Raw genomic sequence first — 18579 nt, 5'->3', positions numbered from 1 at the left:
GGGGCCCGAGAGCCTCAGAGCGCGAAGATCACTCGCCGTCGATCTTCTGGGCGGCAGCACCGCCTGCCGGGGCGAACCCGGCGGCCTCGGCGTTGGCCTTGGTGTCGAACCAGACCTCGGCACGGGTCGAGGCGTACCAGCGCGAGCCGGGCACGTGGAACTTCATGGAGTCCTTGTTGCCCTTGATGGAGAAGCCCTCGGGGGCCTCGCCGGACTCGAGCGGCTTGGCGGAGCCGGCGTACTCGTCGGCCTCGACACCGGTGGATGCCTCTGCCTCGGCGACCTGCGGGTCGACGGCGGCGGCGCTGGCGCCGCCCTCCTCCGCCAGCGGGGTCGACGGATCCGACACGACGTCCTCGGTCACGGCCGGCTCGGCGGCCGGAGCGGCGGTGCGCGCAGCAGCCTCTGCCTCGGCGACGGTCGAGGCGGTGGCCACGGGCTCCATGACCAGCTCGATGACCGCCATGGGCGCGTTGTCGCCCTTGCGGTTGCCGATCTTGGTGATGCGGGTGTAGCCGCCCGGACGGTCCTCCATCGCCGAGGCGATGGTCGTGAACAGCTCGTGCACGACGGACTTGTCGGACAGCTGGCCCAGGACCTTGCGACGGGCGTTGAGGTCGCCCTTCTTGGCGGCCGTGATCAGGTTCTCGGCGTAGGGGCGCACGCGACGAGCACGGGTCACGGTGGTGGTGACGCGCTTGTGCTCGAAGAGCTGCTGCGACAGGTTGCGCAGGATCAGGCGCTGGTGCGCCGGGCTGCCGCCGAGGCGGGGTCCCTTGGTAGGTGCAGGCATGGTGATTGGTCTCCTGGAAGTGACTCAGCCGTTGCCGTCCGACGCTCGTGGCGCCGGTCGGTCCGGATGAGGAGAGGCGGAAGGATTACTGAACGTCGAACGGGTTCTCGTCGTCGATGGACGCCGGCCGCGCGGCGGCCTCGAACCCGGGAGGCGAGTCCTTGAGAGCGAGGCCCAGCTCCTGGAGCTTGGCCTTGACCTCGTCGATGGACTTCGCGCCGAAGTTGCGGATGTCCATGAGATCCGCCTCGGAGCGGGTCACGAGCTCGCCCACGCTGTGGATCCCCTCGCGCTTGAGGCAATTGTAGGAGCGCACCGTCAGCTCGAGATCCTCGATCGGCAGCGCCATGTCAGCGGACATGGCGGTGTCGGTCGGGGACGGGCCGATCTCGATGCCCTCGGCCTCGACGTTGAGCTCACGGGCCAGGCCGAACAGCTCCACCAGCGTGGTGCCGGCAGAAGCCATGGCATCGCGCGGGGAGATGGACTCCTTGGTCTCCACGTCCAGGACCAGGCGGTCGAAGTCCGTGCGCTGCTCGACGCGGGTGGCCTCCACGCGGAAGGTCACCTTGAGCACCGGCGAGTAGATCGAGTCGACCGGGATGCGGCCGATCTCGGCATCTGCCAGCTTGTTCTGAGCGGCGGTGACGTAGCCGCGGCCGCGCTCGATGGTCAGCTCGAGGTTGAGGCTGGCCTTCGAGTTCAGTGTGGCGATCGGCAGACCCGGGTTGTGGATCTCGACCCCGGCCGGCACCTGGATGTCAGCGGCAGTGACCTCGGCGGGGCCCTGCTTGTTCAGGTACGCGGTGACGGGCTCGTCCTCCTCGGAGGACACGGCCAGCTTCTTGACGTTCAGGATGAGCTCGGTGACATCCTCCTTCACGCCCTCGATGGTCGAGAACTCGTGGAGGACGCCGTCCAGGCGCACGCTGGTGACAGCGGCGCCGGGGATCGACGAGAGCAGGGTGCGGCGAAGCGAGTTGCCGAGGGTGTAGCCGAAGCCGGGCTCCAGCGGCTCGATGGTGAACCGGGAGCGGTTATCGGCCACGACCTCTTCGGAAAGGGCAGGACGCTGTGCAATGAGCACTGATGTTTCCTTTCGGCGTGCCTCCGCTATATGACGCACGCAGGTGGTGGAGCACTCTCTGGACGCTGCCGTCGGAACAGGGTCCGACGGCGGCGGAGGGCACGGCCGGCGCGACGGGCTTCGAGCCCCGTCGCGACTCGGCCGTGCCGGGGATCAGACGCGGCGGCGCTTCGGGGGGCGGCAGCCGTTGTGAGCGCTCGGGGTGACGTCCTGGATCGAGCCGACCTCGATGCCGGTGGCCTGCAGGGAGCGGATCGCGGTCTCGCGTCCGGATCCCGGGCCCTTGACGAAGACGTCGACCTTGCGGACGCCGTGCTCCTGCGCACGCTTGGCAGCGGCCTCAGCGGCCATCTGCGCGGCGTACGGGGTCGACTTGCGGGAGCCGTTGAAGCCCATCTCGCCGGCCGAGGACCAGGAGAGGACCGCACCCGAGGGGTCGGTGATGGTGACGATGGTGTTGTTGAACGTCGACTTGATGTGGGCCTGGCCCTGGGTGACGTTCTTCTTGTCCTTGCGACGCGGCTTGCGAGCGGCGGTCGCACGAGTCTTAGGGGGCATTTCTACTCCTGCTGCGTAGTGGTCTTCTGTGCCTTCGGCGCGACGGGCGATCGCACCGGTTCAGATCAGGTGAGCGCGTTACTTCTTCTTGCCGGCGACGGTGCGCTTGGGGCCCTTGCGGGTGCGAGCGTTCGTCTTGGTGCGCTGACCGTGCACAGGCAGACCGCGACGGTGGCGGATGCCCTGGTAGCTGCCGATCTCGACCTTGCGGCGGATGTCGGCGGCGACCTCGCGGCGGAGATCGCCCTCGACCTTGAAGCTGCCCTCGATGAAGTCGCGCAGTGCGACCAGCTGGGAGTCGGTCAGGTCCTTGACCCGGACCTCCGCGGGGATCTCGGTGGCCGCGACGGCCTCCTTGGCGCGGGTGTGCCCGACGCCGTAGATGTACGTGAGTGCGATCACCACGCGCTTGTCGCGCGGAAGATCGACGCCTGCGAGACGTGCCATGTCGGCTGTTCTCCTCGGTTCGTTCCGGAGGTCTGGAGCATCGCTGTCCACTGCGGGGGCTGAGCCCTGCGTCGTGGTCCCCGGCCTCCGTGCCCGGGGGTGCCCGCCTGGATCTCTCCGGTCGGGAGCGGTGCCTCTGTCATCCGCCGCTGATGCGGCGGATATCTCGCCTCAGGGCTGGATCAGCCCTGACGCTGCTTGTGGCGCGGGTTCTCGCAGATCACCATGACTCGCCCGTTACGGCGAATCACCTTGCAGTTGTCGCAGATCTGCTTCACGCTCGGCTGGACCTTCATCGCATTCCTTCGCGTTTGCTGGACGAATCGGTGCCGCCGGCTGTGCCGACGGCGCTCCGACTCACTTGTAGCGGTAGACGATCCGACCCCGGGAGAGGTCGTAGGGGCTCAGCTCCACCACCACACGGTCCTCCGGGAGGATCCTGATGTAGTGCTGGCGCATCTTTCCGGAGATGTGGGCCAGGACGATGTGGCCGTTGTCGAGCTCAACCCGGAACATTGCGTTCGGGAGCGCTTCGACCACGCCGCCTTCGATCTCGATGACTCCGTCTTTCTTAGCCATGTACTCCGCTCACTTCAGTGCCCGCTCCCGAGGGAGTCGGACGGGGTTCGGTTCACTGCCTGCATGCGCCTGCTGCGAGGGCGGCGCGCACGACGACCAGCGCCGCGAAGGCGCAGGAACGGGTGCGGTTGCATGTCCGGGCACGCAGACGGTTACGCAGACAACCAGCAGGAGACGATACGCTACTGTGCGCCCGCGGACAAGGCGATCGAGGTGATCCTGCTCCCCTCTCGCGCGGCCTCAGCTCGCCGCGGCCAGCTGCCCGCAGGCACCGTCGATATCCGAGCCGCGAGTGTCGCGCACGGTCGTGGGGATTCCGTGGGCGCGCAGGCGCTCGACGAAGTTCTGCTCCACGCCCCGACGCGAGGCCGTCCACTTGGAGCCGGGGGTGGGGTTCAGCGGGATGGGGTTGACGTGCACCCAGCCGGCCCCGCGGGCGTTGAGCTTCTCCCCCAGCAGATCGGCGCGCCAGCCCTGGTCGTTCATGTCGCGGATCAGGGCGTACTCGATGGACACGCGCCGGCCGGTGGCGTCGAAGTACTCGCGCGCCGCGTCCAGCGCCTCGTCGACCTTCCAGCGGTTGTTGATCGGGATGAGCTCGTCGCGCAGCTCGTCGTCGGGGGCGTGCAGCGACAGGGCCAGGGTGATCGGCAGGGCCTCCAGGGTGAACTTGCGCATGCCGGGCACGAGCCCGACGGTCGACATGGTCAGCCCGCGCGCGGAGATGCCCAGCCCCTCCGGAGCGGGGTCGATCAGGCGGTGGACCGCCTGCATGGTCGCCTTGTAGTTGGCCAATGCCTCGCCCATCCCCATGAAGACGATGTTCGAGACCCGCTGCGGATCCTGCTCGCGGCGGCCCACCTCTCCGTCGCGCGTCATGCGGATGCCCTCGACCACTTGGCCCACGATCTCGGCCGCCGAGAGGTTGCGCGTCAGTCCGGCCTGCCCGGTCGCGCAGAACGGGCAGTTCATGCCGCAGCCAGCCTGCGAGGAGATGCACATGGTCACGCGGTTCGCATAGCGCATCAGCACCGACTCCACGAGCGCTCCGTCGAACAGCCGGTGCACGCGCTTGACGGTGTCTCCTCCGTCGGCCTTGAGCGTGCGCACCGTGGTGAGCAGCTCGGGCATGGTGTCGTGCACCAGTTGCTCGCGTCCGCCCTTGGGCAGGTCGGTCATATCGGCCGGATCGGAGGCGAAGCGCTCGAAGTAGTGGCGGGAGAGCTGCTCGGCGCGGAAGGGCTTGTGCCCCATCTGCGTGAGCATCTCACGGCGCCCGGCCATATCGGTGTCGGCGAGGTGGCGCGGAGGCTTGCCGCGACGGGCGGCCTGGAACACGAGCTGGCCCGGCACTGGGCGCGGCGTGTCCGGTGTGCCGGCATCCGGATCCGTCTGCTCCATGTCCACCGGCGGCTGGGCGGACTCGAGCTGCGAGATCTCGGTCTCGGACTCGTCGCCCAGGATCTGGGCTTCGTCGAGCTCCTCGACCGGTGCGATCGGCGTCTCGGGTCGGCCCACGGTGGGGTGCGGCAGCGGCTGGCTGGTCTGGCTCACGGTGTCTCCAGGCCCCGGCGGGGCGGTGTCGGTTCGTGCGGCGCGTCTCCGTCAGGGTCGCACAGTCGTCAAGGGGGCTTCAGGGCGGCGGGTCAGCTGCCGGGGATCGGCACGGGCGTGACGCCCAGCGGCTCGAGCTCGGAGGCTCCGCCGTCCTCGGCAGTCAGCACCCACAGGCCACCGCGGTGGATGGCCACGGAGTGCTCCCACTGGCTGGCGCGGCCGCCGTCGTCGGTGACCACGGTCCAGTCATCGGCGAGGGTGGAGGTGGCGATGTCTCCGGTGACCAGCATGGGCTCGATCGCCAGGCACATTCCGGGCTTCAGCGCAGGCGATCCTCCGGAGGCCCGGTAGTTGAGCACATCCGGGGCCATGTGCATCTGGGAGCCGATGCCGTGGCCCACGTAGTCCTCGAGGATCCCCAGGCGCTGGCCGACCCGCTCGCGCACGTGGTCCTCGATCGCCGCGCCGATGTCGCCGACGCGCGTGCCCGTGGCAGCCGCGGCGATGCCCCGCCACATGGCCTCCCGGGTCACCTCTGAGAGCAGCTGGTCCTCCTCGGTCGGCTTGCCGAGGATGACCGTGCGGGCGGAGTCGCCGTTCCAGCCGTCGACGATCGCGCCGCCGTCGATCGAGAGGATGTCACCGGCCTGCAGCACGCGCTCGCCCGGGATGCCGTGGACGACCTCCTCGTTGACGGACACGCAGACCGTGGCCGGATAGCCGTAGTAGCCGAGGAAGTTGGAGGTGGCCCCGTGGGCCGCCAGCACCTCGCGGAACGCGGCGTCGACGTCGGCGGTCGTCGCCCCCGGCCGGGCCGCGGCCACCGCGGCGTCGAGCGCGCGCGAGGTCACCACGCCGGCGCGGACCATCCCGCGCAGCTGCTCATCGGTCTTGTACTCGATCTTCCGACGGCCGAACATGCCGTCCCCTCTCTGCTCGGACACTGTGCAGGGCCGGTGCCCGCGGCACCGGCCCTGCACAGTCGTGCGACCCCCGCTGGGGTCATGGCGTTCCTTCGCTGCGCAGCTGCTCCAAAGCCTCGGGCTCACGGCGACCGCTGCGCAGAGCCGCGGCCGATCAGGCCAGGGCCTGGGCGATCCGCTCGGTGACCTCGTCGATGGTGCCGAGGCCGTCGACCTCGGTGACCAAGCCGCGCTGAGCATAGAGGTCGATGACCGGAGCGGTCTCGCGGTCGTAGACATCCAGCCGGTGGCGGATGACGTCCTCGGTGTCATCCGTGCGGCCCTGCTCCTGCGCGCGGTTGAGCAGACGGGAGACCAGCTCGTCCCTGTCCGCGGTCAGCTGCAGCACGACATCCAGCTCGGCGCCGGACTCCTGGAGGATGCGGTCGAGCTCCTCGGCCTGCGCGGTGTTGCGCGGGTATCCATCGAGCAGGAAGCCCTCGGCGGCATCGTCCCAGGACAGGCGATCGCGCACCATGCGGTTGGTCACGGAGTCCGGGACCAGGTTGCCGGCATCGGTGTAGGACTGGGCCTCCTTGCCGAGCTCCGTGGCGCCGCGGATGTTCTCCCGGAAGATGTCGCCGGTCGAGATGGCCGGGATCCCCAGGCGCTCGGCGATGCGCACCGCCTGGGTGCCCTTGCCCGCACCGGGCGGGCCGATGATCAGCATGCGAGTCATGTGCTTCTCCTGATCTGGAGCGGATGGTGGATGGTGGATGGCTGCGCCGGGCCCGCTCTGCGCGCCGGCGCCAGCGCGTCAGCGCAGCAGGCCCTCGTAGTGGCGCTGCTGGAGCTGGGCGTCGATCTGCTTCACCGTATCGAGTCCCACACCCACCATGATGAGCAGCGAGGGACCGCCGAACGGGAAGTTCTGATTGGCGTCGAAGAGCACGAGGGCCACCAGTGGGATCATCGAGACCACACCGAGGTACAGAGCGCCCGGCAGCGTGATGCGGCTGATGACGTACTGCAGGTACTTCTCGGTGGGCCGCCCGGCGCGGATGCCGGGGATGAAGCCGCCGTAGCGCTTCATGTTCCCCGCGACCTCCTCCGGGTTGAACGTGATCGAGACGTAGAAGTACGTGAAGAACACGATCAGCAGGAAGTAGGTGACCATGTACACCGGGTGATCGCCGGAGGCCAGATAGGTGTTGATCCAGTTGATCCACCCCGGCATGGGCGAGCCGTCCGTGGGGGCCGCGAACTGGGTCACGAGCCCGGGCAGCATCAGCATGGACGAGGCGAAGATGATCGGGATGACGCCGGCCATGTTGACCTTCAGCGGGATGTACGTGGTCGAGCCGCCGATCGTGCGGCGGCCGATCATCCGCTTGGCGTACTGCACCGGCACGCGCCGCTGGGACTGCTCCACGAAGACCACGCAGATGATCACCACGAGCCCGACCAGGCAGACGAGGCCGAAGACCAGCGCGCCCTGCGTGTTGAAGATCTGGCCCAGGGCCGACGGGAATGACGCCGCGATCGAGGTGAAGATCAGCAGCGACATGCCGTTGCCCACGCCGTGCTCCGTGATCCGCTCGCCGAGCCACATGATCACGGTGGTGCCGGCGGTCAGCGCGATGATGATGATCGCGACGGTGAGCACCGAGTCGTTCGGGATGATCGGCAGCGGGCAGTCGCCCAGCAGCTGGCCCGAGCGGGCGAGGGAGACGATCGTGGTCGCGTTCAGCAGCGCCAGGCCGATGGTCAGGTAGCGCGTGTACTGCGTCAGCTTCGCCTGCCCCTGCGGTCCCTCCTCGTGCAGCTCCTGGAAGCGCGGGATGACCACCCGCAGCAGCTGCACGATGATGCTCGCCGTGATGTAGGGCATGACGCCCAAGGCGAAGATCGAGACCTGCAGCAGCGCACCGCCGCTGAACAGGTTGACCAGGTCGTACACGCCGCCGCTGGCGTTGCCCAGTGCCAGGCACTGCTGGACATTGCCGTAGTCCACACCGGGAGCCGGAACGAAGGTGCCCAAGCGGTAGATCACGATGATCCCGATGGTGAACAGCAGCTTGTTCCGCAGCTCGGGAGTCTTGAACGCCCGTCCGAAAGCGCTGAGCAATCGACTCTCCTCTGGTCGTGGGGGCTGACCGTCGGCCGGTCTTCCGTCATCCGGCGAACGCCCTGGGGCGGGCGGGGGTCGGCGTAGGGCCGCGATGGCCCGTGCAAGTCTAACCACCGTGTCCAGCATCGGCGCATCGACCCCAAGAGCGCCTTCTCACACCCCTACGGCTCCGTGCGGTGCACGGACACGGCAGAAGGGCCTGCCTCCCCTTCGGGAGACAGGCCCTTCTGGTCGCGATCTGATGGCGGACTCGGGGCGGATCCTCAGGGGCCGCCTAGCCCGCCGCCAGGATCACACAGCGGTGGTCGAACCGCCCGCGGCCGAGATCTTCTCGGCGGCCGACTTGGAGAACTTGTGCGCCGTCACGTTCACGGCCACGGAGATCTCGCCGTCGCCCAGCACCTTGACCGGCTGGTTCTTGCGAACCGCGCCCTTGGCCACGAGCTGGTCGACATCCACCGTGCCGCCCTGCGGGAACAGCTCCCCCAGGCGGTCCAGGTTCACGACCTGGTACTCGACGCGGAACGGGTTGGTGAAGCCGCGCAGCTTCGGCAGGCGCATGTGCAGCGCGAGCTGCCCGCCTGCGAAGCCCGGACGCACCTGGTAGCGGGCCTTGGTGCCCTTGGTGCCGCGGCCTGCGGTCTTGCCCTTCGACGCCTCACCGCGGCCCACGCGCTGGCGGGCCTTCTTGGCGCCCGGGGCCGGACGCAGGTGATGGATCTTCAGGGCGTTCGAGGTCGTGCCGTCCACGGACACGACGCTGTCGGTGTTCTGCTCAGCCATGATCAGGCCTCCTCAACCTGCACGAGGTGGGCGGCGGTGTTGACCATGCCGACCGTCACCTCATCCGCCTTGCGGACGACCACGTTGCCGGGGCGCTTGAGGCCCAGGGAACGCAGGGTGTCGCGCATGTTCTGCTTCTGGCCGACCACGGAACGGGTCTGGGTGATCCGGATGTCCCGGCCGTCAGCCTTGATTCGCTTCGGAGTGGTCATCACGCACCTGCCTTCTGCTGGATGCCGCGCAGGGGCGCCGGGATGGCGTCCTCCATCGACAGGCCGCGACGAGCAGCCACAGCGGCGGGCTCCTCGAGCATGCGCAGCGCCTCGATGGTCGCGTGCACGATGTTGATCTGGTTGGACGAGCCCAGCGACTTCGACAGGACGTCGTGGATGCCGGCGCACTCGAGCACGGCGCGCACCGGACCACCGGCGATCACACCGGTACCCGGGGTCGCCGGACGCAGCATGACGACGCCTGCGGCGGCCTCGCCCTGCACGCGGTGCGGGATGGTGCGGTTCTCGATGCGCGGGACGCGGAAGAAGTTCTTCTTCGCCTCCTCGACGCCCTTCTGGATGGCCGCGGGGACCTCCTTGGCCTTGCCGTAGCCGACGCCGACCATACCCTCGCCATCGCCCACCACGACGAGCGCGGTGAAGCTGAAGCGGCGGCCGCCCTTGACGACCTTGGACACGCGGTTGATGGTCACGACGCGCTCGAGGAACTTGTCCTTCTCCTCGTCGCGTCCGCCACGGCCGCCGCGGCCGCCGCGGTCGTTGCCTCCGCGCCCGCCGCGATCATTGCGACCGCCGCGGTCATTGCCGCCGCGCCCGCCGCGATCGTTGCGGCCCTGGTTGGACTGCTCTGCACCGGTGGACTCGGTCTGAGCCTCGGTGGTGGTGTTCTCGGTGTTCTGCTCGCTCACAGTGCCAGACCTCCCTCACGGGCGCCGTCAGCGACGGCTGCCACACGACCGTGGTACTTGTTGCCCCCGCGGTCGAACACGACGGCCTCGATGCCGGCTGCCTTCGCGCGCTCGGCGACGAGCTCGCCCACGCGCTTGGCCTTCTCCGACTTGTCCGACTCCGCGGCGCGGAGCTCGGCTTCCATGGTGGATGCGGACGCGAGCGTCACACCGGCCTTGTCGTCGATGACCTGGACGAACATGTGCCGGCTGGAGCGGTTCACGACCAGGCGCGGACGCTCGGCGGTTCCCGAGACGTGCTTGCGGACGCGAAGGTGACGGCGGTTGCGCGCCGCGGACTTCGACTTGCCCCTCTTCAACTTGAGAGCCATGGTCACTTACCTGCCTTTCCGGCCTTGCGACGGATCTGCTCGCCCGCGTAGCGAACGCCCTTGCCCTTGTAGGGCTCCGGGGCGCGCAGGGCGCGGATCTTGGCGGCCACATAGCCGACCTGCTGCTTGTCGGTGCCCTTCACGAACACCTTGTTCGCGCCTTCGACGGCGAACTCGATGCCCTCGGGAGCCTCGAACGGGACCGGGTGCGAGTAGCCCAGGGCGAACTCGAGGTCCTTGCCCCTCGGCGTGACCCGGTAGCCCGTGCCCACGATCTCGAGGCCCTTGGAGTAGCCGTCGGTGACACCGACGATCATGTTGTTGATGAGAGTGCGGGTCAGCCCGTGCAGGGACCGCGACTCGCGCTCGTCATCGGGTCGCGACACCGTGATCACGCCGTCCTCCAGGACGGCGGTGATCGGCGCTGCGATCTCGTGCTGGTGCTCCCCCTTGGGTCCCTTGACGGTGACCAGGGAGCCATCGATCTTCACCTCGACGCCGCTGGGCACAGAGATGGGGAGACGTCCGATACGTGACATGTTCTCTTCCTTCCTTCCTCTGCTAGCGGGTCACCAGACGTAAGCGACGACTTCGCCGCCCACGCCCTTCTTCGCGGCCTGACGATCGGTCAGCAGGCCGGAAGAGGTGGAGATGATCGCGATGCCCATGCCGCCCAGGACTCGGGGCAGGTTGGTGGACTTCGCGTAGACGCGCAGTCCGGGCTTTGAGATGCGGCGCACACCCGCGATGGAGCGCTCGCGCTGCGGACCGAACTTGAGGTTCAGGACCAGGGTCTTGCCGACGCGAGCCGGCTCCTCGGTCCAGTCCTCGATGTAGCCCTCGGCCTTGAGGATCTCCGCCAGGCGGGCCTTCAGCTTCGAGTACGGCATGGCCACGGTGTCGTGGTAAGCCGAGTTGGCGTTGCGCAGACGGGTCAGCATGTCTGCGACAGGATCTGTCATTGTCATGGTGGGCTCTAGCCCTTCCTCGTCATGGTTTCCCGCCCGAGGGCGGGACCTGCGACGTAGTGGTTCAGTTGGTCTTGAAGGGGAAGCCGAGCGCCTTGAGCAGTGCGCGGCCCTCATCATCGGAGGTGGCGGTCGTGACCACGGTGATGTCCATGCCGCGAACGCGGTCGATCTTGTCCTGATCGATCTCGTGGAACATCGCCTGCTCGGTCAGGCCGAACGTGTAGTTGCCGTTGCCGTCGAACTGACGGTCCGACAGACCGCGGAAGTCGCGGATGCGGGGCAGCGCCAGGGTCACAAGTCGATCCAGGAACTCCCACATGCGCTCGCCGCGCAGCGTGGTGTGGCAGCCGATCGGCATGCCCTCACGCAGCTTGAACTGGGCGATGGACTTGCGGGCGCGGTTGATGACCGGCTTCTGGCCGGTGATCGCGGTGAGGTCGCGCACGGCACCGTCGATGAGCTTGGAGTCCTTGGCGGCATCTCCGACGCCCATGTTGACGACGACCTTGGTGATGCGCGGCATCTGCATGACGTTCTGGTAGCCGAACTGCTCCTGCAGCGCCGGCACGACGACCTCGTCGTACTTGTTCTTGAAGCGCGGGGCGATGGTGGTCTCAGTCATCACAGATCCTTGCCGGTGGTCTTGGAGACGCGGACGCGCACGGTCTTCGTCCGGCCGTTGCGCTCCACCGTCTCGGTGCGGTAGCCGACCTTGGTCGGCTTGTTGGTCTCGGGATCGACCAGGGCGACGTTCGAGATGTGGATCGGGGCCTCGACCTTCTCGATCCCGCCGGACTCACCCTGCATGGTCGGGCGCTTGTGACGGGTCATCACGTTGACGCCCTCCACGACCACACGCTCGGTCTCGGTGATGACACGCAGGACCTTGCCCTGCTTGCCCTTGTTTTCCTTCTTGCCGGTGATGACCTGGACCAGGTCGCCGGTCTTGATCTTGAACTTGGGCATCAGAGCACCTCCGGTGCCAGGGAGACGATCTTCATGAACTTCTTGTCGCGCAGCTCGCGCCCGACCGGGCCGAAGATGCGCGTCCCTCGCGGATCGCCGCCCTCGGACTTGAGGATGACCGCGGCGTTCTCGTCGAAGCGGATGTACGAGCCGTCCGGGCGACGACGCGACTTGCGCGTGCGCACGATGACGGCCTTGACGACATCGCCGCGCTTGACGTTGCCGCCGGGGATGGCGTCCTTCACGGTGGCGACGATCGTGTCGCCGATTCCTGCGTAGCGACGGCCAGAGCCACCGAGAACGCGGATGGTCAGGATCTCCTTCGCACCCGTGTTGTCGGCGACCTTGAGTCGCGACTCCTGCTGAATCACTGTTGTTCTCCTGTCGTCACGCTGGTTCTCGCACCCTTCGAGAGCAGGGGCGGGCCTTGCGGAACAGTTCGTCGGATGGATCCCCCTCCACCGGCACCGCACGGGGCGCTCCGGCAGGGGCTCCGCCGCACCGTGCCAGAAGCATCTGGACTCGTGGTCATGCCGGTGTGCCCGAGGGCGCGCCGAAGCCGCGAGCATTATGCGCTGGCACGGAAGGCAGAGGGGCGGGGGCATAGAGATGCCCACACAAGGGAGAAACTCTAGCACAGGACGCACCTGCTCGACAGGCTCGGATCCGCATCACAGCGCGGATCGGAGCTTGAGGCGCATCACGTCCTGATGACCGCCGGCGGGGATGACGAAGCGCCCCCCCCCCGCGACAGCGGTGGTGGGGCGCTCGGCCGCGGTCCCCCGCGGGCGGCGGGGTCCCCGGTCGCTCCCGCGCTGCGGGAGCATCAGATCACTTGGCCTTCTCGATGATCTCCACGATGCGCCAGTTCTTCTGGGCCGACAGCGGACGGGTCTCGGCGATGCGGACGAGATCGCCCACGCCGCACTCGTTGGCCTCGTCGTGGGCCTTGACCTTCTGCGTGCGGCGGATCACCTTGCCGTAGAGGGCGTGGGTGACGTTGTCCTGCAGCTGCACGACGACGGTCTTGTCCATCTTGTCCGAGACCACGTAGCCGCGGCGGGACTTGCGGTCTCCGCGCTGCTCGGTCTCAGCGGTGTTCTGAGGCTGCTCGGTCACTTGGCACCATCCTTCGAGGTCTCGGCTGCGCCGCGGATGCCCAGCTCGCGCTCACGCAGCACCGTGTAGATGCGCGCGATGTCGCGCTTGACGGCCTTCAGGCGGCCATTGCTCTCGAGCTGACCCGTGGCCGACTGGAAGCGCAGGTTGAACAGCTCCTCCTTGGCCTTCTTCAGCTCGGACTGGAGAGCGGCGTCGTCGAGCTCGACGAGCTTCTCCATGTTCAGATCCTTGGATCCAACGGCCATTGATCATTCACCGCCTTCGCGACGCACGATGCGCGCCTTCATCGGGAGCTTGTGGATGGCCAGGCGAAGGGCCTCGCGGGCCACCTCGTCGGACACGCCGCCCAGCTCGAACATGACGCGTCCCGGCTTGACGTTGGCGACCCACCACTCGGGCGAGCCCTTGCCGGAGCCCATGCGGGTCTCAGCGGGGCGCTTGGTCAGCGGACGGTCCGGGAAGATGTTGATCCAGACCTTGCCACCGCGCTTGATGTGGCGGGTCATGGCGATACGAGCCGCCTCGATCTGCCGGTTGGTGACGTAGGCCGGGGTCAGTGCCTGGACGCCCCAGTCTCCGAAGGAGACCGTGGTGCCGCCGGTCGCAGTGCCACCGCGCTTGGGGTGGTGCTGCTTGCGGTGCTTCACACGACGGGGGATGAGCATCAGTTACCACCCTCTGCATTCGCTGCGGGGGCGTCGCCGGAGCGCTCTCCACGACGTCCACCGCGATCATTGCGGTCAGTGCGCTCGGGACGACGACGGCGATCGCCGGCGCCTCCGCCGCGACGGTCTCCGCCGCGGCCGCGGGACGGGGCTGCCGCCTCCTGAGCTGCCAGCTCCTTGGAGGTCAGGTCGCCCTTGTAGATCCAGACCTTCACGCCGATGCGGCCGAAGGTGGTCTTGGCCTCGAAGAAGCCGTAGTCGATGTTCGCGCGCAGGGTGTGCAGGGGCACGCGGCCTTCGCGGTAGAACTCCGAGCGGGACATCTCGGCGCCGCCCAGACGGCCGGCGCACTGGATGCGGATGCCCTTGGCGCCGGCGCGCTGCGCCGACTGGATGGACTTCTTCATGGCGCGGCGGAAGGCCACGCGCGAGGCGAGCTGCTCTGCGACGCCCTGGGCGACCAGCTGGGCATCGGTCTCGGGGTTCTTGACCTCGAGGATGTTCAGCTGGATCTGCTTGCCCGTGAGCTTCTCGAGCTCGCCGCGGATGCGATCGGCCTCGGCGCCGCGGCGGCCGATGACGATCCCCGGACGCGCCGTGTGGATGTCCACGCGGACGCGGTCACGGGTGCGCTCGATCTCGACATTCGAGATGCCGGCGCGCTCCATGCCGGTGTCCATCAGCTTGCGGATCTGGATGTCCTCGCGGACATAGTCCTTGTACTGCTGGCCCGCCTTGTTGGAATCGGTGAACCAGTGCGAGACGTGGTCCGTGGTGATTCCCAGACGGAAGCCGTTGGGATTGATCTTCTGTCCCACTTAGCGGACCTCCTCGTTCTCCGGGGTCGCCACGACCAGGGTGATGTGGCTCGTGCGCTTGTTGATGCGGAACGCGCGGCCCTGGGCTCGCGGGCGGAACCGCTTCATCGTCGGACCCTCGTCCACGAAGGCCTCGCTCACGACGAGCTCCTCCTCGCGGAACGGCAGTCCCTTCTGATCGGCGGTCTGCCGCGCATTGGCGACCGCCGAGGACAGGACCTTGAACACCGGCTCGGAAGCGCCCTGCTGGGCGAACTTCAGAATCGCCAGAGCCTCGTGCGCCTGCTGGCCACGGATCAGGTTGACGACGCGCCGGGCCTTCATCGGCGTCACGCGAACGTAGCGCGCGGATGCCTTGGCTTCCATTGCTTTCCTCTTCTCGTCTTATCGGGAAGTCAAACGCTGCGACCGTGAGGTCAGCGGCGCTTGCCCTTCCTGTCGTCCTTCACGTGGCCGCGGTAGGTGCGCGTAGGCGCGAACTCGCCGAGCTTGTGACCGACCATGGACTCGGTGACGAACACCGGGATGTGCTTGCGGCCGTCGTGCACCGCGATGGTGTGGCCGAGCATGTCCGGCACGATCATCGAGCGACGGGACCACGTCTTGATGACGTTCTTGGTGCCCTTCTCGTTCTCCTTGGCCACCTTGAGATACAGGTGCTGGTCGACGAAGGGGCCCTTCTTCAGGCTGCGTGGCATGGTTCAGGCTCCTCAGCGCTTGTTCTTGCCGGTGCGACGGCGACGGACGATGAGCTTGTCGCTCTCCTTGTTGGGGCGACGGGTGCGACCCTCGGGCTTGCCGTTCGGGTTGACCGGGTGACGGCCGCCGGAGGTCTTGCCCTCGCCACCGCCGTGCGGGTGGTCGACCGGGTTCATGACGACGCCGCGCACGGTCGGGCGGATGCCCTTCCAGCGGTTGCGGCCTGCCTTGCCCCAGTTGATGTTCGACTGCTCGGCGTTGCCGACCTCGCCGACGGTCGCGCGGCAGCGGACATCGACGTTGCGGATCTCGCCGGAGGGCAGACGGAGCTGACCGTACTTGCCCTCCTTGGCGACCAGCTGCACCGAGGCGCCGGCCGAGCGGGCCAGCTTGGCGCCGCCGCCCGGGCGCAGCTCCACGGCGTGGAGCGTGGTGCCGACCGGGATGTTGCGCAGCGGCAGGTTGTTGCCGGGCTTGATGTCGGCCGACGGGCCGGACTCGACGACGCTGCCCTGGGTCAGGCGCTTGGGCGCCAGGATGTAGCGCTTGGTGCCGTCCACGTAGTGCAGCAGCGCGATGCGCGCGGTGCGGTTCGGGTCGTACTCGATGTGCGCGACCTTGGCGTCCACGCCGTCCTTGTCATGACGACGGAAGTCGATGACGCGGTACTGGCGCTTGTGCCCGCCGCCCTTGTGGCGCGTGGTGATGCGACCCAGGTTGTTGCGCCCGCCCTTCTTGGGCAGCGGGCGCAGCAGGGACTTCTCCGGGGTCGAGCGCGTGATCTCTGCGAAGTCCGCGACGGACGAGCCGCGGCGGCCCGGCGTCGTGGGCTTGTGATTGCGAATAGCCATGTTCTAGTTCCTCGTTGACTCTGTTCCCGGGCCTCAGCCCTGGGAACCGCCGAAGATGTCGATGGTGCCCTCGGACAGCGTCACCACGGCACGCTTGGTGCTGTTGCGCTGCCCCCAGCCGAAGCGCGTGCGCTTCCGCTTGCCGGCACGGTTGATCGTGTTCACGGAGGCCACCTTGACGTCGAAGATGGACTCGACGGCCTGGCGGATCTCGATCTTGTTCGCATCCGGGGTCACCTGGAAGATGTACTGGCCCTGATCCATCAGGGAGTACGACTTCTCGGAGAGCACCGGAGCGACGATGACGTCGCGGGGGTCCTTGTAGGTCACGCTCACTTGGCGTCCTCCTGCTTCTTGCCGGCCGTCGCGGCCTCGACGAATGCGTCGTACGCATCCTTGGTGAAGACCACGTCGTCGCTGACCAGCACGTCGTAGGTGTTCAGCTGATCCGCGTAGATGCTGTGCACGTTCTGCAGGTTGCGCACCGACAGAGCCGCGACGTCATCCTGGCGCGAGAGCACCACGAGAGCGTGCCTGCGGGAGGTCAGACCAGCCAGCGCGGCCTTGGCGGCAGCGGTGGACGGGGTCGTGCCCTCGACGAGGGTCTGCACCACGTGGATGCGGCCGTGACGGGCACGGTCCGACAGGGCACCGCGCAGGGCGGCGGCCTTCATCTTCTTGGGCGTGCGCTGCGAGTAGTCGCGCGGCACCGGGCCGTGCACGATGCCGCCGCCGGTCATCTGGGGCTCGCGGATGGAGCCCTGACGGGCGCGGCCCGTGCCCTTCTGCTTGAAGGGCTTGCGGCCGGCGCCGGAAACCTCGGCGCGGGTCTTGGTCTTGTGGGTGCCCTGGCGGGCGGCCGCGAGCTGCGCCACGACGACCTGGTGCATCAGCGGCACCGAGGACTTGGCGTCGAAGATCTCAGCGGGGAGGTCCACGTTGATGGTCTCAGTTGCCATGAGTATCAGGCTCCCTTCACGGAGGTGCGGACGAGGACGACCGAACCCTTGGCACCCGGCAGGGCGCCCTTGATGAGCAGCAGGGAGTTCTCGGCATCCACACCGTGCACCTTGAGGTTGGTGGTGGTGTGGCGCTCGTTGCCCATGCGGCCGGCCATACGCATGCCCTTGAAGACGCGCGCGGCGTAGGACGCATTGCCGATCGAGCCCGGCTTGCGGTGGTTCTTGTGGGCACCGTGGGATGCGGAGACGCCGGCGAAGCCGTGGCGCTTCATGACACCTGCGGTGCCCTTGCCCTTGGTGGTGCCGACGACGTCGACGCGTGCGCCGGCCTCGAAGATCTCGACGCTGAGCTCCTGGCCCAGGTAGTACTCGGCGGCATCCGAGGTGCGCAGCTCGACCAGGTGGCGGCGCGGGGTCACGCCGGCCTTCTCGAAGTGACCGGCCAGGGGCTTGGTCACCTTGCGGGGGTCGATCTGGCCGTAGCCGATCTGGACGGCGGAGTAGCCGTCGTTCTCCGGGGTCCGCAGCTGGGTCACAACGTTGGTGTCAGCCCGGACCACGGTGACGGGAACCAGGTTCCCGTTCTCGTCCCAGACCTGGGTCATGCCGAGCTTGGTGCCCAGGATGCCCTTCATCTGGCGTTCGTAAGTCGTAGTCATTGCGTCTGCGGTCCTTATCAGAGCTTGATTTCGATGTTCACATCGGCCGGCAGGTCGAGTCGCATGAGCGAGTCGACGGCCTTCGGCGTGGGATCGACGATGTCGATCAGGCGCTTGTGCGTGCGCATCTCGAAGTGCTCACGGCTGTCCTTGTACTTGTGCGGCGACCGGATCACGGTGTACACGTTCTTCTCGGTCGGCAGCGGCACCGGACCGACGACGGTTGCGCCGGCACGGGTCACCGTCTCGACGATCTTGCGGGCCGAGACGTCGATGACCTCGTGGTCATAGGACTTCAGCCGGATGCGGATTTTCTGTCCCGCCATGGCGTCGTGACTCTCTTTCTTCAAGTACTTCCCTGTGACGGAGCCGAGGCTCCTTATGCGTGGCGCTGTCTTCTGCGCCTCCCCGCACAGGCTGAATCCGACGCGGTCGGGTTCCTCAGCCTGCCGGAGCACCGTCCCCCGGGGTCGGGCGTGTCGTCTAGACGCTCTGCGCAGATGACAGCATCGATCCCGGATCACGGGAGGGTCGTTCAGAGGGGTTCGCTGCGTTCAGCACCTCTTCAGAGGTCTGAACCTGCTTCCTGGGCGCTTGTCGACAAGCACAGATGCGCGAACAACGCCGTACATCTTGCCACGGTCCGCGAACCCCCCGCAACCCCGGGCGTGTCCGTGTGGCGCAGCTCTCCGGAGACGGCGCCCGCGAAGATCGCGGCCCCAAGCGACCTGTCCAC

At 67.7% G+C, this 18579-nt stretch carries 30 protein-coding genes; all 30 read right to left on the bottom strand.

Going from position 1 to position 18579, the window contains the following annotated elements; genetic code table 11:
• Nucleotides 1–28: 28 nt before the first annotated feature.
• The 30 genes from rplQ to rpsJ all read right to left on the bottom strand — a co-directional run bounded on the left by rplQ (nt 29) and on the right by rpsJ (nt 18169).
• Nucleotides 29–793, bottom strand: coding sequence for a 50S ribosomal protein L17 (gene rplQ / locus M3E84_RS10030; protein ID WP_259896033.1), 765 nt, complete (start codon nt 791–793; stop codon nt 29–31).
• An 85-nt stretch (nt 794–878) separates the two neighbouring features.
• Nucleotides 879–1880, bottom strand: coding sequence for a DNA-directed RNA polymerase subunit alpha (locus tag M3E84_RS10025; RefSeq protein ID WP_259896032.1), 1002 nt, complete (start codon nt 1878–1880; stop codon nt 879–881).
• A 153-nt stretch (nt 1881–2033) separates the two neighbouring features.
• A complete protein-coding gene (gene rpsK / locus M3E84_RS10020; protein ID WP_006213482.1) occupies nt 2034–2438 on the bottom strand; it encodes a 30S ribosomal protein S11 in 405 nt (134 codons plus the stop codon).
• 78 nt (nt 2439–2516) lie between these two features.
• Nucleotides 2517–2885, bottom strand: coding sequence for a 30S ribosomal protein S13 (gene rpsM / locus M3E84_RS10015; RefSeq protein ID WP_259896031.1), 369 nt, complete (start codon nt 2883–2885; stop codon nt 2517–2519).
• Nucleotides 2886–3067: 182 nt separating this feature from the next.
• A complete protein-coding gene (gene rpmJ / locus M3E84_RS10010) occupies nt 3068–3181 on the bottom strand; it encodes a 50S ribosomal protein L36 (RefSeq protein ID WP_259896030.1) in 114 nt (37 codons plus the stop codon).
• Between the two features lie 61 nt (nt 3182–3242).
• Nucleotides 3243–3464, bottom strand: a complete 222-nt coding sequence (gene infA / locus M3E84_RS10005; RefSeq protein ID WP_006213485.1) for a translation initiation factor IF-1 — start codon at nt 3462–3464, stop codon at nt 3243–3245.
• Between the two features lie 240 nt (nt 3465–3704).
• Nucleotides 3705–4865, bottom strand: a complete 1161-nt coding sequence (rlmN, locus tag M3E84_RS10000) for a 23S rRNA (adenine(2503)-C(2))-methyltransferase RlmN (protein ID WP_259896034.1) — start codon at nt 4863–4865, stop codon at nt 3705–3707.
• Nucleotides 4866–5110: 245 nt separating this feature from the next.
• Nucleotides 5111–5941 carry a type I methionyl aminopeptidase gene (gene map, locus M3E84_RS09995; RefSeq protein ID WP_259896029.1) on the bottom strand — a complete coding sequence of 277 codons (831 nt, stop codon included), beginning with the start codon at nt 5939–5941 and terminating at the stop codon, nt 5111–5113.
• 157 nt (nt 5942–6098) lie between these two features.
• Nucleotides 6099–6662 carry an adenylate kinase gene (locus M3E84_RS09990; protein ID WP_259896028.1) on the bottom strand — a complete coding sequence of 188 codons (564 nt, stop codon included), beginning with the start codon at nt 6660–6662 and terminating at the stop codon, nt 6099–6101.
• 78 nt (nt 6663–6740) lie between these two features.
• A complete protein-coding gene (gene secY / locus M3E84_RS09985) occupies nt 6741–8051 on the bottom strand; it encodes a preprotein translocase subunit SecY (protein WP_259896027.1) in 1311 nt (436 codons plus the stop codon).
• 294 nt (nt 8052–8345) lie between these two features.
• Entirely contained in the window at nt 8346–8837 is a 492-nt protein-coding gene (rplO, locus tag M3E84_RS09980; RefSeq protein ID WP_259896026.1) for a 50S ribosomal protein L15, read from the bottom strand.
• A 2-nt stretch (nt 8838–8839) separates the two neighbouring features.
• A complete protein-coding gene (gene rpmD / locus M3E84_RS09975) occupies nt 8840–9049 on the bottom strand; it encodes a 50S ribosomal protein L30 (protein ID WP_024289934.1) in 210 nt (69 codons plus the stop codon).
• Nucleotides 9049–9759, bottom strand: a complete 711-nt coding sequence (rpsE, locus tag M3E84_RS09970; protein ID WP_259896025.1) for a 30S ribosomal protein S5 — start codon at nt 9757–9759, stop codon at nt 9049–9051. Before rpsE ends, rpmD begins: the two co-directional genes overlap by 1 nt.
• Nucleotides 9756–10130, bottom strand: coding sequence for a 50S ribosomal protein L18 (rplR, locus tag M3E84_RS09965; protein WP_024289933.1), 375 nt, complete (start codon nt 10128–10130; stop codon nt 9756–9758). Before rplR ends, rpsE begins: the two co-directional genes overlap by 4 nt.
• 2 nt (nt 10131–10132) lie before the next feature.
• The gene (gene rplF, locus M3E84_RS09960) at nt 10133–10669 is read right to left on the bottom strand and encodes a 50S ribosomal protein L6 (RefSeq protein WP_259896024.1); all 537 of its coding nucleotides are present in this window, start codon (nt 10667–10669) and stop codon (nt 10133–10135) included.
• Between the two features lie 30 nt (nt 10670–10699).
• Complete coding sequence (gene rpsH, locus M3E84_RS09955) at nt 10700–11098, bottom strand: 30S ribosomal protein S8 (RefSeq protein WP_006213495.1); 399 nt, start codon at nt 11096–11098, stop codon at nt 10700–10702.
• A 64-nt stretch (nt 11099–11162) separates the two neighbouring features.
• Nucleotides 11163–11723 carry a 50S ribosomal protein L5 gene (gene rplE, locus M3E84_RS09950; RefSeq protein WP_259896023.1) on the bottom strand — a complete coding sequence of 187 codons (561 nt, stop codon included), beginning with the start codon at nt 11721–11723 and terminating at the stop codon, nt 11163–11165.
• Nucleotides 11723–12067, bottom strand: coding sequence for a 50S ribosomal protein L24 (rplX, locus tag M3E84_RS09945; protein WP_006213497.1), 345 nt, complete (start codon nt 12065–12067; stop codon nt 11723–11725). Before rplX ends, rplE begins: the two co-directional genes overlap by 1 nt.
• Nucleotides 12067–12438, bottom strand: coding sequence for a 50S ribosomal protein L14 (rplN, locus tag M3E84_RS09940; protein WP_259896022.1), 372 nt, complete (start codon nt 12436–12438; stop codon nt 12067–12069). Before rplN ends, rplX begins: the two co-directional genes overlap by 1 nt.
• A gap of 460 nt (nt 12439–12898) precedes the next feature.
• Entirely contained in the window at nt 12899–13186 is a 288-nt protein-coding gene (gene rpsQ / locus M3E84_RS09935) for a 30S ribosomal protein S17 (protein WP_259896021.1), read from the bottom strand.
• Nucleotides 13183–13407 (bottom strand): 50S ribosomal protein L29, encoded by a 225-nt coding sequence (gene rpmC, locus M3E84_RS09930; protein WP_006213500.1) that lies wholly within the window; start codon nt 13405–13407, stop codon nt 13183–13185. Before rpmC ends, rpsQ begins: the two co-directional genes overlap by 4 nt.
• Before the next feature lie 30 nt (nt 13408–13437).
• Nucleotides 13438–13854, bottom strand: a complete 417-nt coding sequence (gene rplP / locus M3E84_RS09925) for a 50S ribosomal protein L16 (RefSeq protein WP_006213501.1) — start codon at nt 13852–13854, stop codon at nt 13438–13440.
• Entirely contained in the window at nt 13854–14672 is an 819-nt protein-coding gene (gene rpsC, locus M3E84_RS09920) for a 30S ribosomal protein S3 (protein WP_259896020.1), read from the bottom strand. Before rpsC ends, rplP begins: the two co-directional genes overlap by 1 nt.
• On the bottom strand, nt 14673–15038 hold the full coding sequence (rplV, locus tag M3E84_RS09915) for a 50S ribosomal protein L22 (protein WP_006213503.1): 366 nt from the start codon (nt 15036–15038) through the stop codon (nt 14673–14675).
• Nucleotides 15039–15088: 50 nt separating this feature from the next.
• Complete coding sequence (rpsS, locus tag M3E84_RS09910) at nt 15089–15370, bottom strand: 30S ribosomal protein S19 (protein WP_006213504.1); 282 nt, start codon at nt 15368–15370, stop codon at nt 15089–15091.
• 12 nt (nt 15371–15382) lie between these two features.
• Entirely contained in the window at nt 15383–16222 is an 840-nt protein-coding gene (rplB, locus tag M3E84_RS09905) for a 50S ribosomal protein L2 (protein WP_259896019.1), read from the bottom strand.
• A gap of 33 nt (nt 16223–16255) precedes the next feature.
• Nucleotides 16256–16558, bottom strand: a complete 303-nt coding sequence (gene rplW, locus M3E84_RS09900; protein ID WP_006213506.1) for a 50S ribosomal protein L23 — start codon at nt 16556–16558, stop codon at nt 16256–16258.
• Nucleotides 16555–17181, bottom strand: coding sequence for a 50S ribosomal protein L4 (gene rplD / locus M3E84_RS09895; protein ID WP_259896018.1), 627 nt, complete (start codon nt 17179–17181; stop codon nt 16555–16557). Before rplD ends, rplW begins: the two co-directional genes overlap by 4 nt.
• 5 nt (nt 17182–17186) lie before the next feature.
• The gene (rplC, locus tag M3E84_RS09890; RefSeq protein WP_259896017.1) at nt 17187–17843 is read right to left on the bottom strand and encodes a 50S ribosomal protein L3; all 657 of its coding nucleotides are present in this window, start codon (nt 17841–17843) and stop codon (nt 17187–17189) included.
• A gap of 17 nt (nt 17844–17860) precedes the next feature.
• Complete coding sequence (gene rpsJ / locus M3E84_RS09885) at nt 17861–18169, bottom strand: 30S ribosomal protein S10 (protein WP_006213509.1); 309 nt, start codon at nt 18167–18169, stop codon at nt 17861–17863.
• Between the last annotated feature and the right edge of the window lie 410 nt (nt 18170–18579).

This window comes from Kocuria sp. p3-SID1428 (genome assembly GCF_025149945.1).
In the GTDB taxonomy this organism is placed as follows: Bacteria; Actinomycetota; Actinomycetes; order Actinomycetales; family Micrococcaceae; genus Kocuria.
The sequence above is the reverse complement of the archived record's forward strand: the minus strand, read 5'-3'. Positions and strand labels throughout refer to the sequence as shown.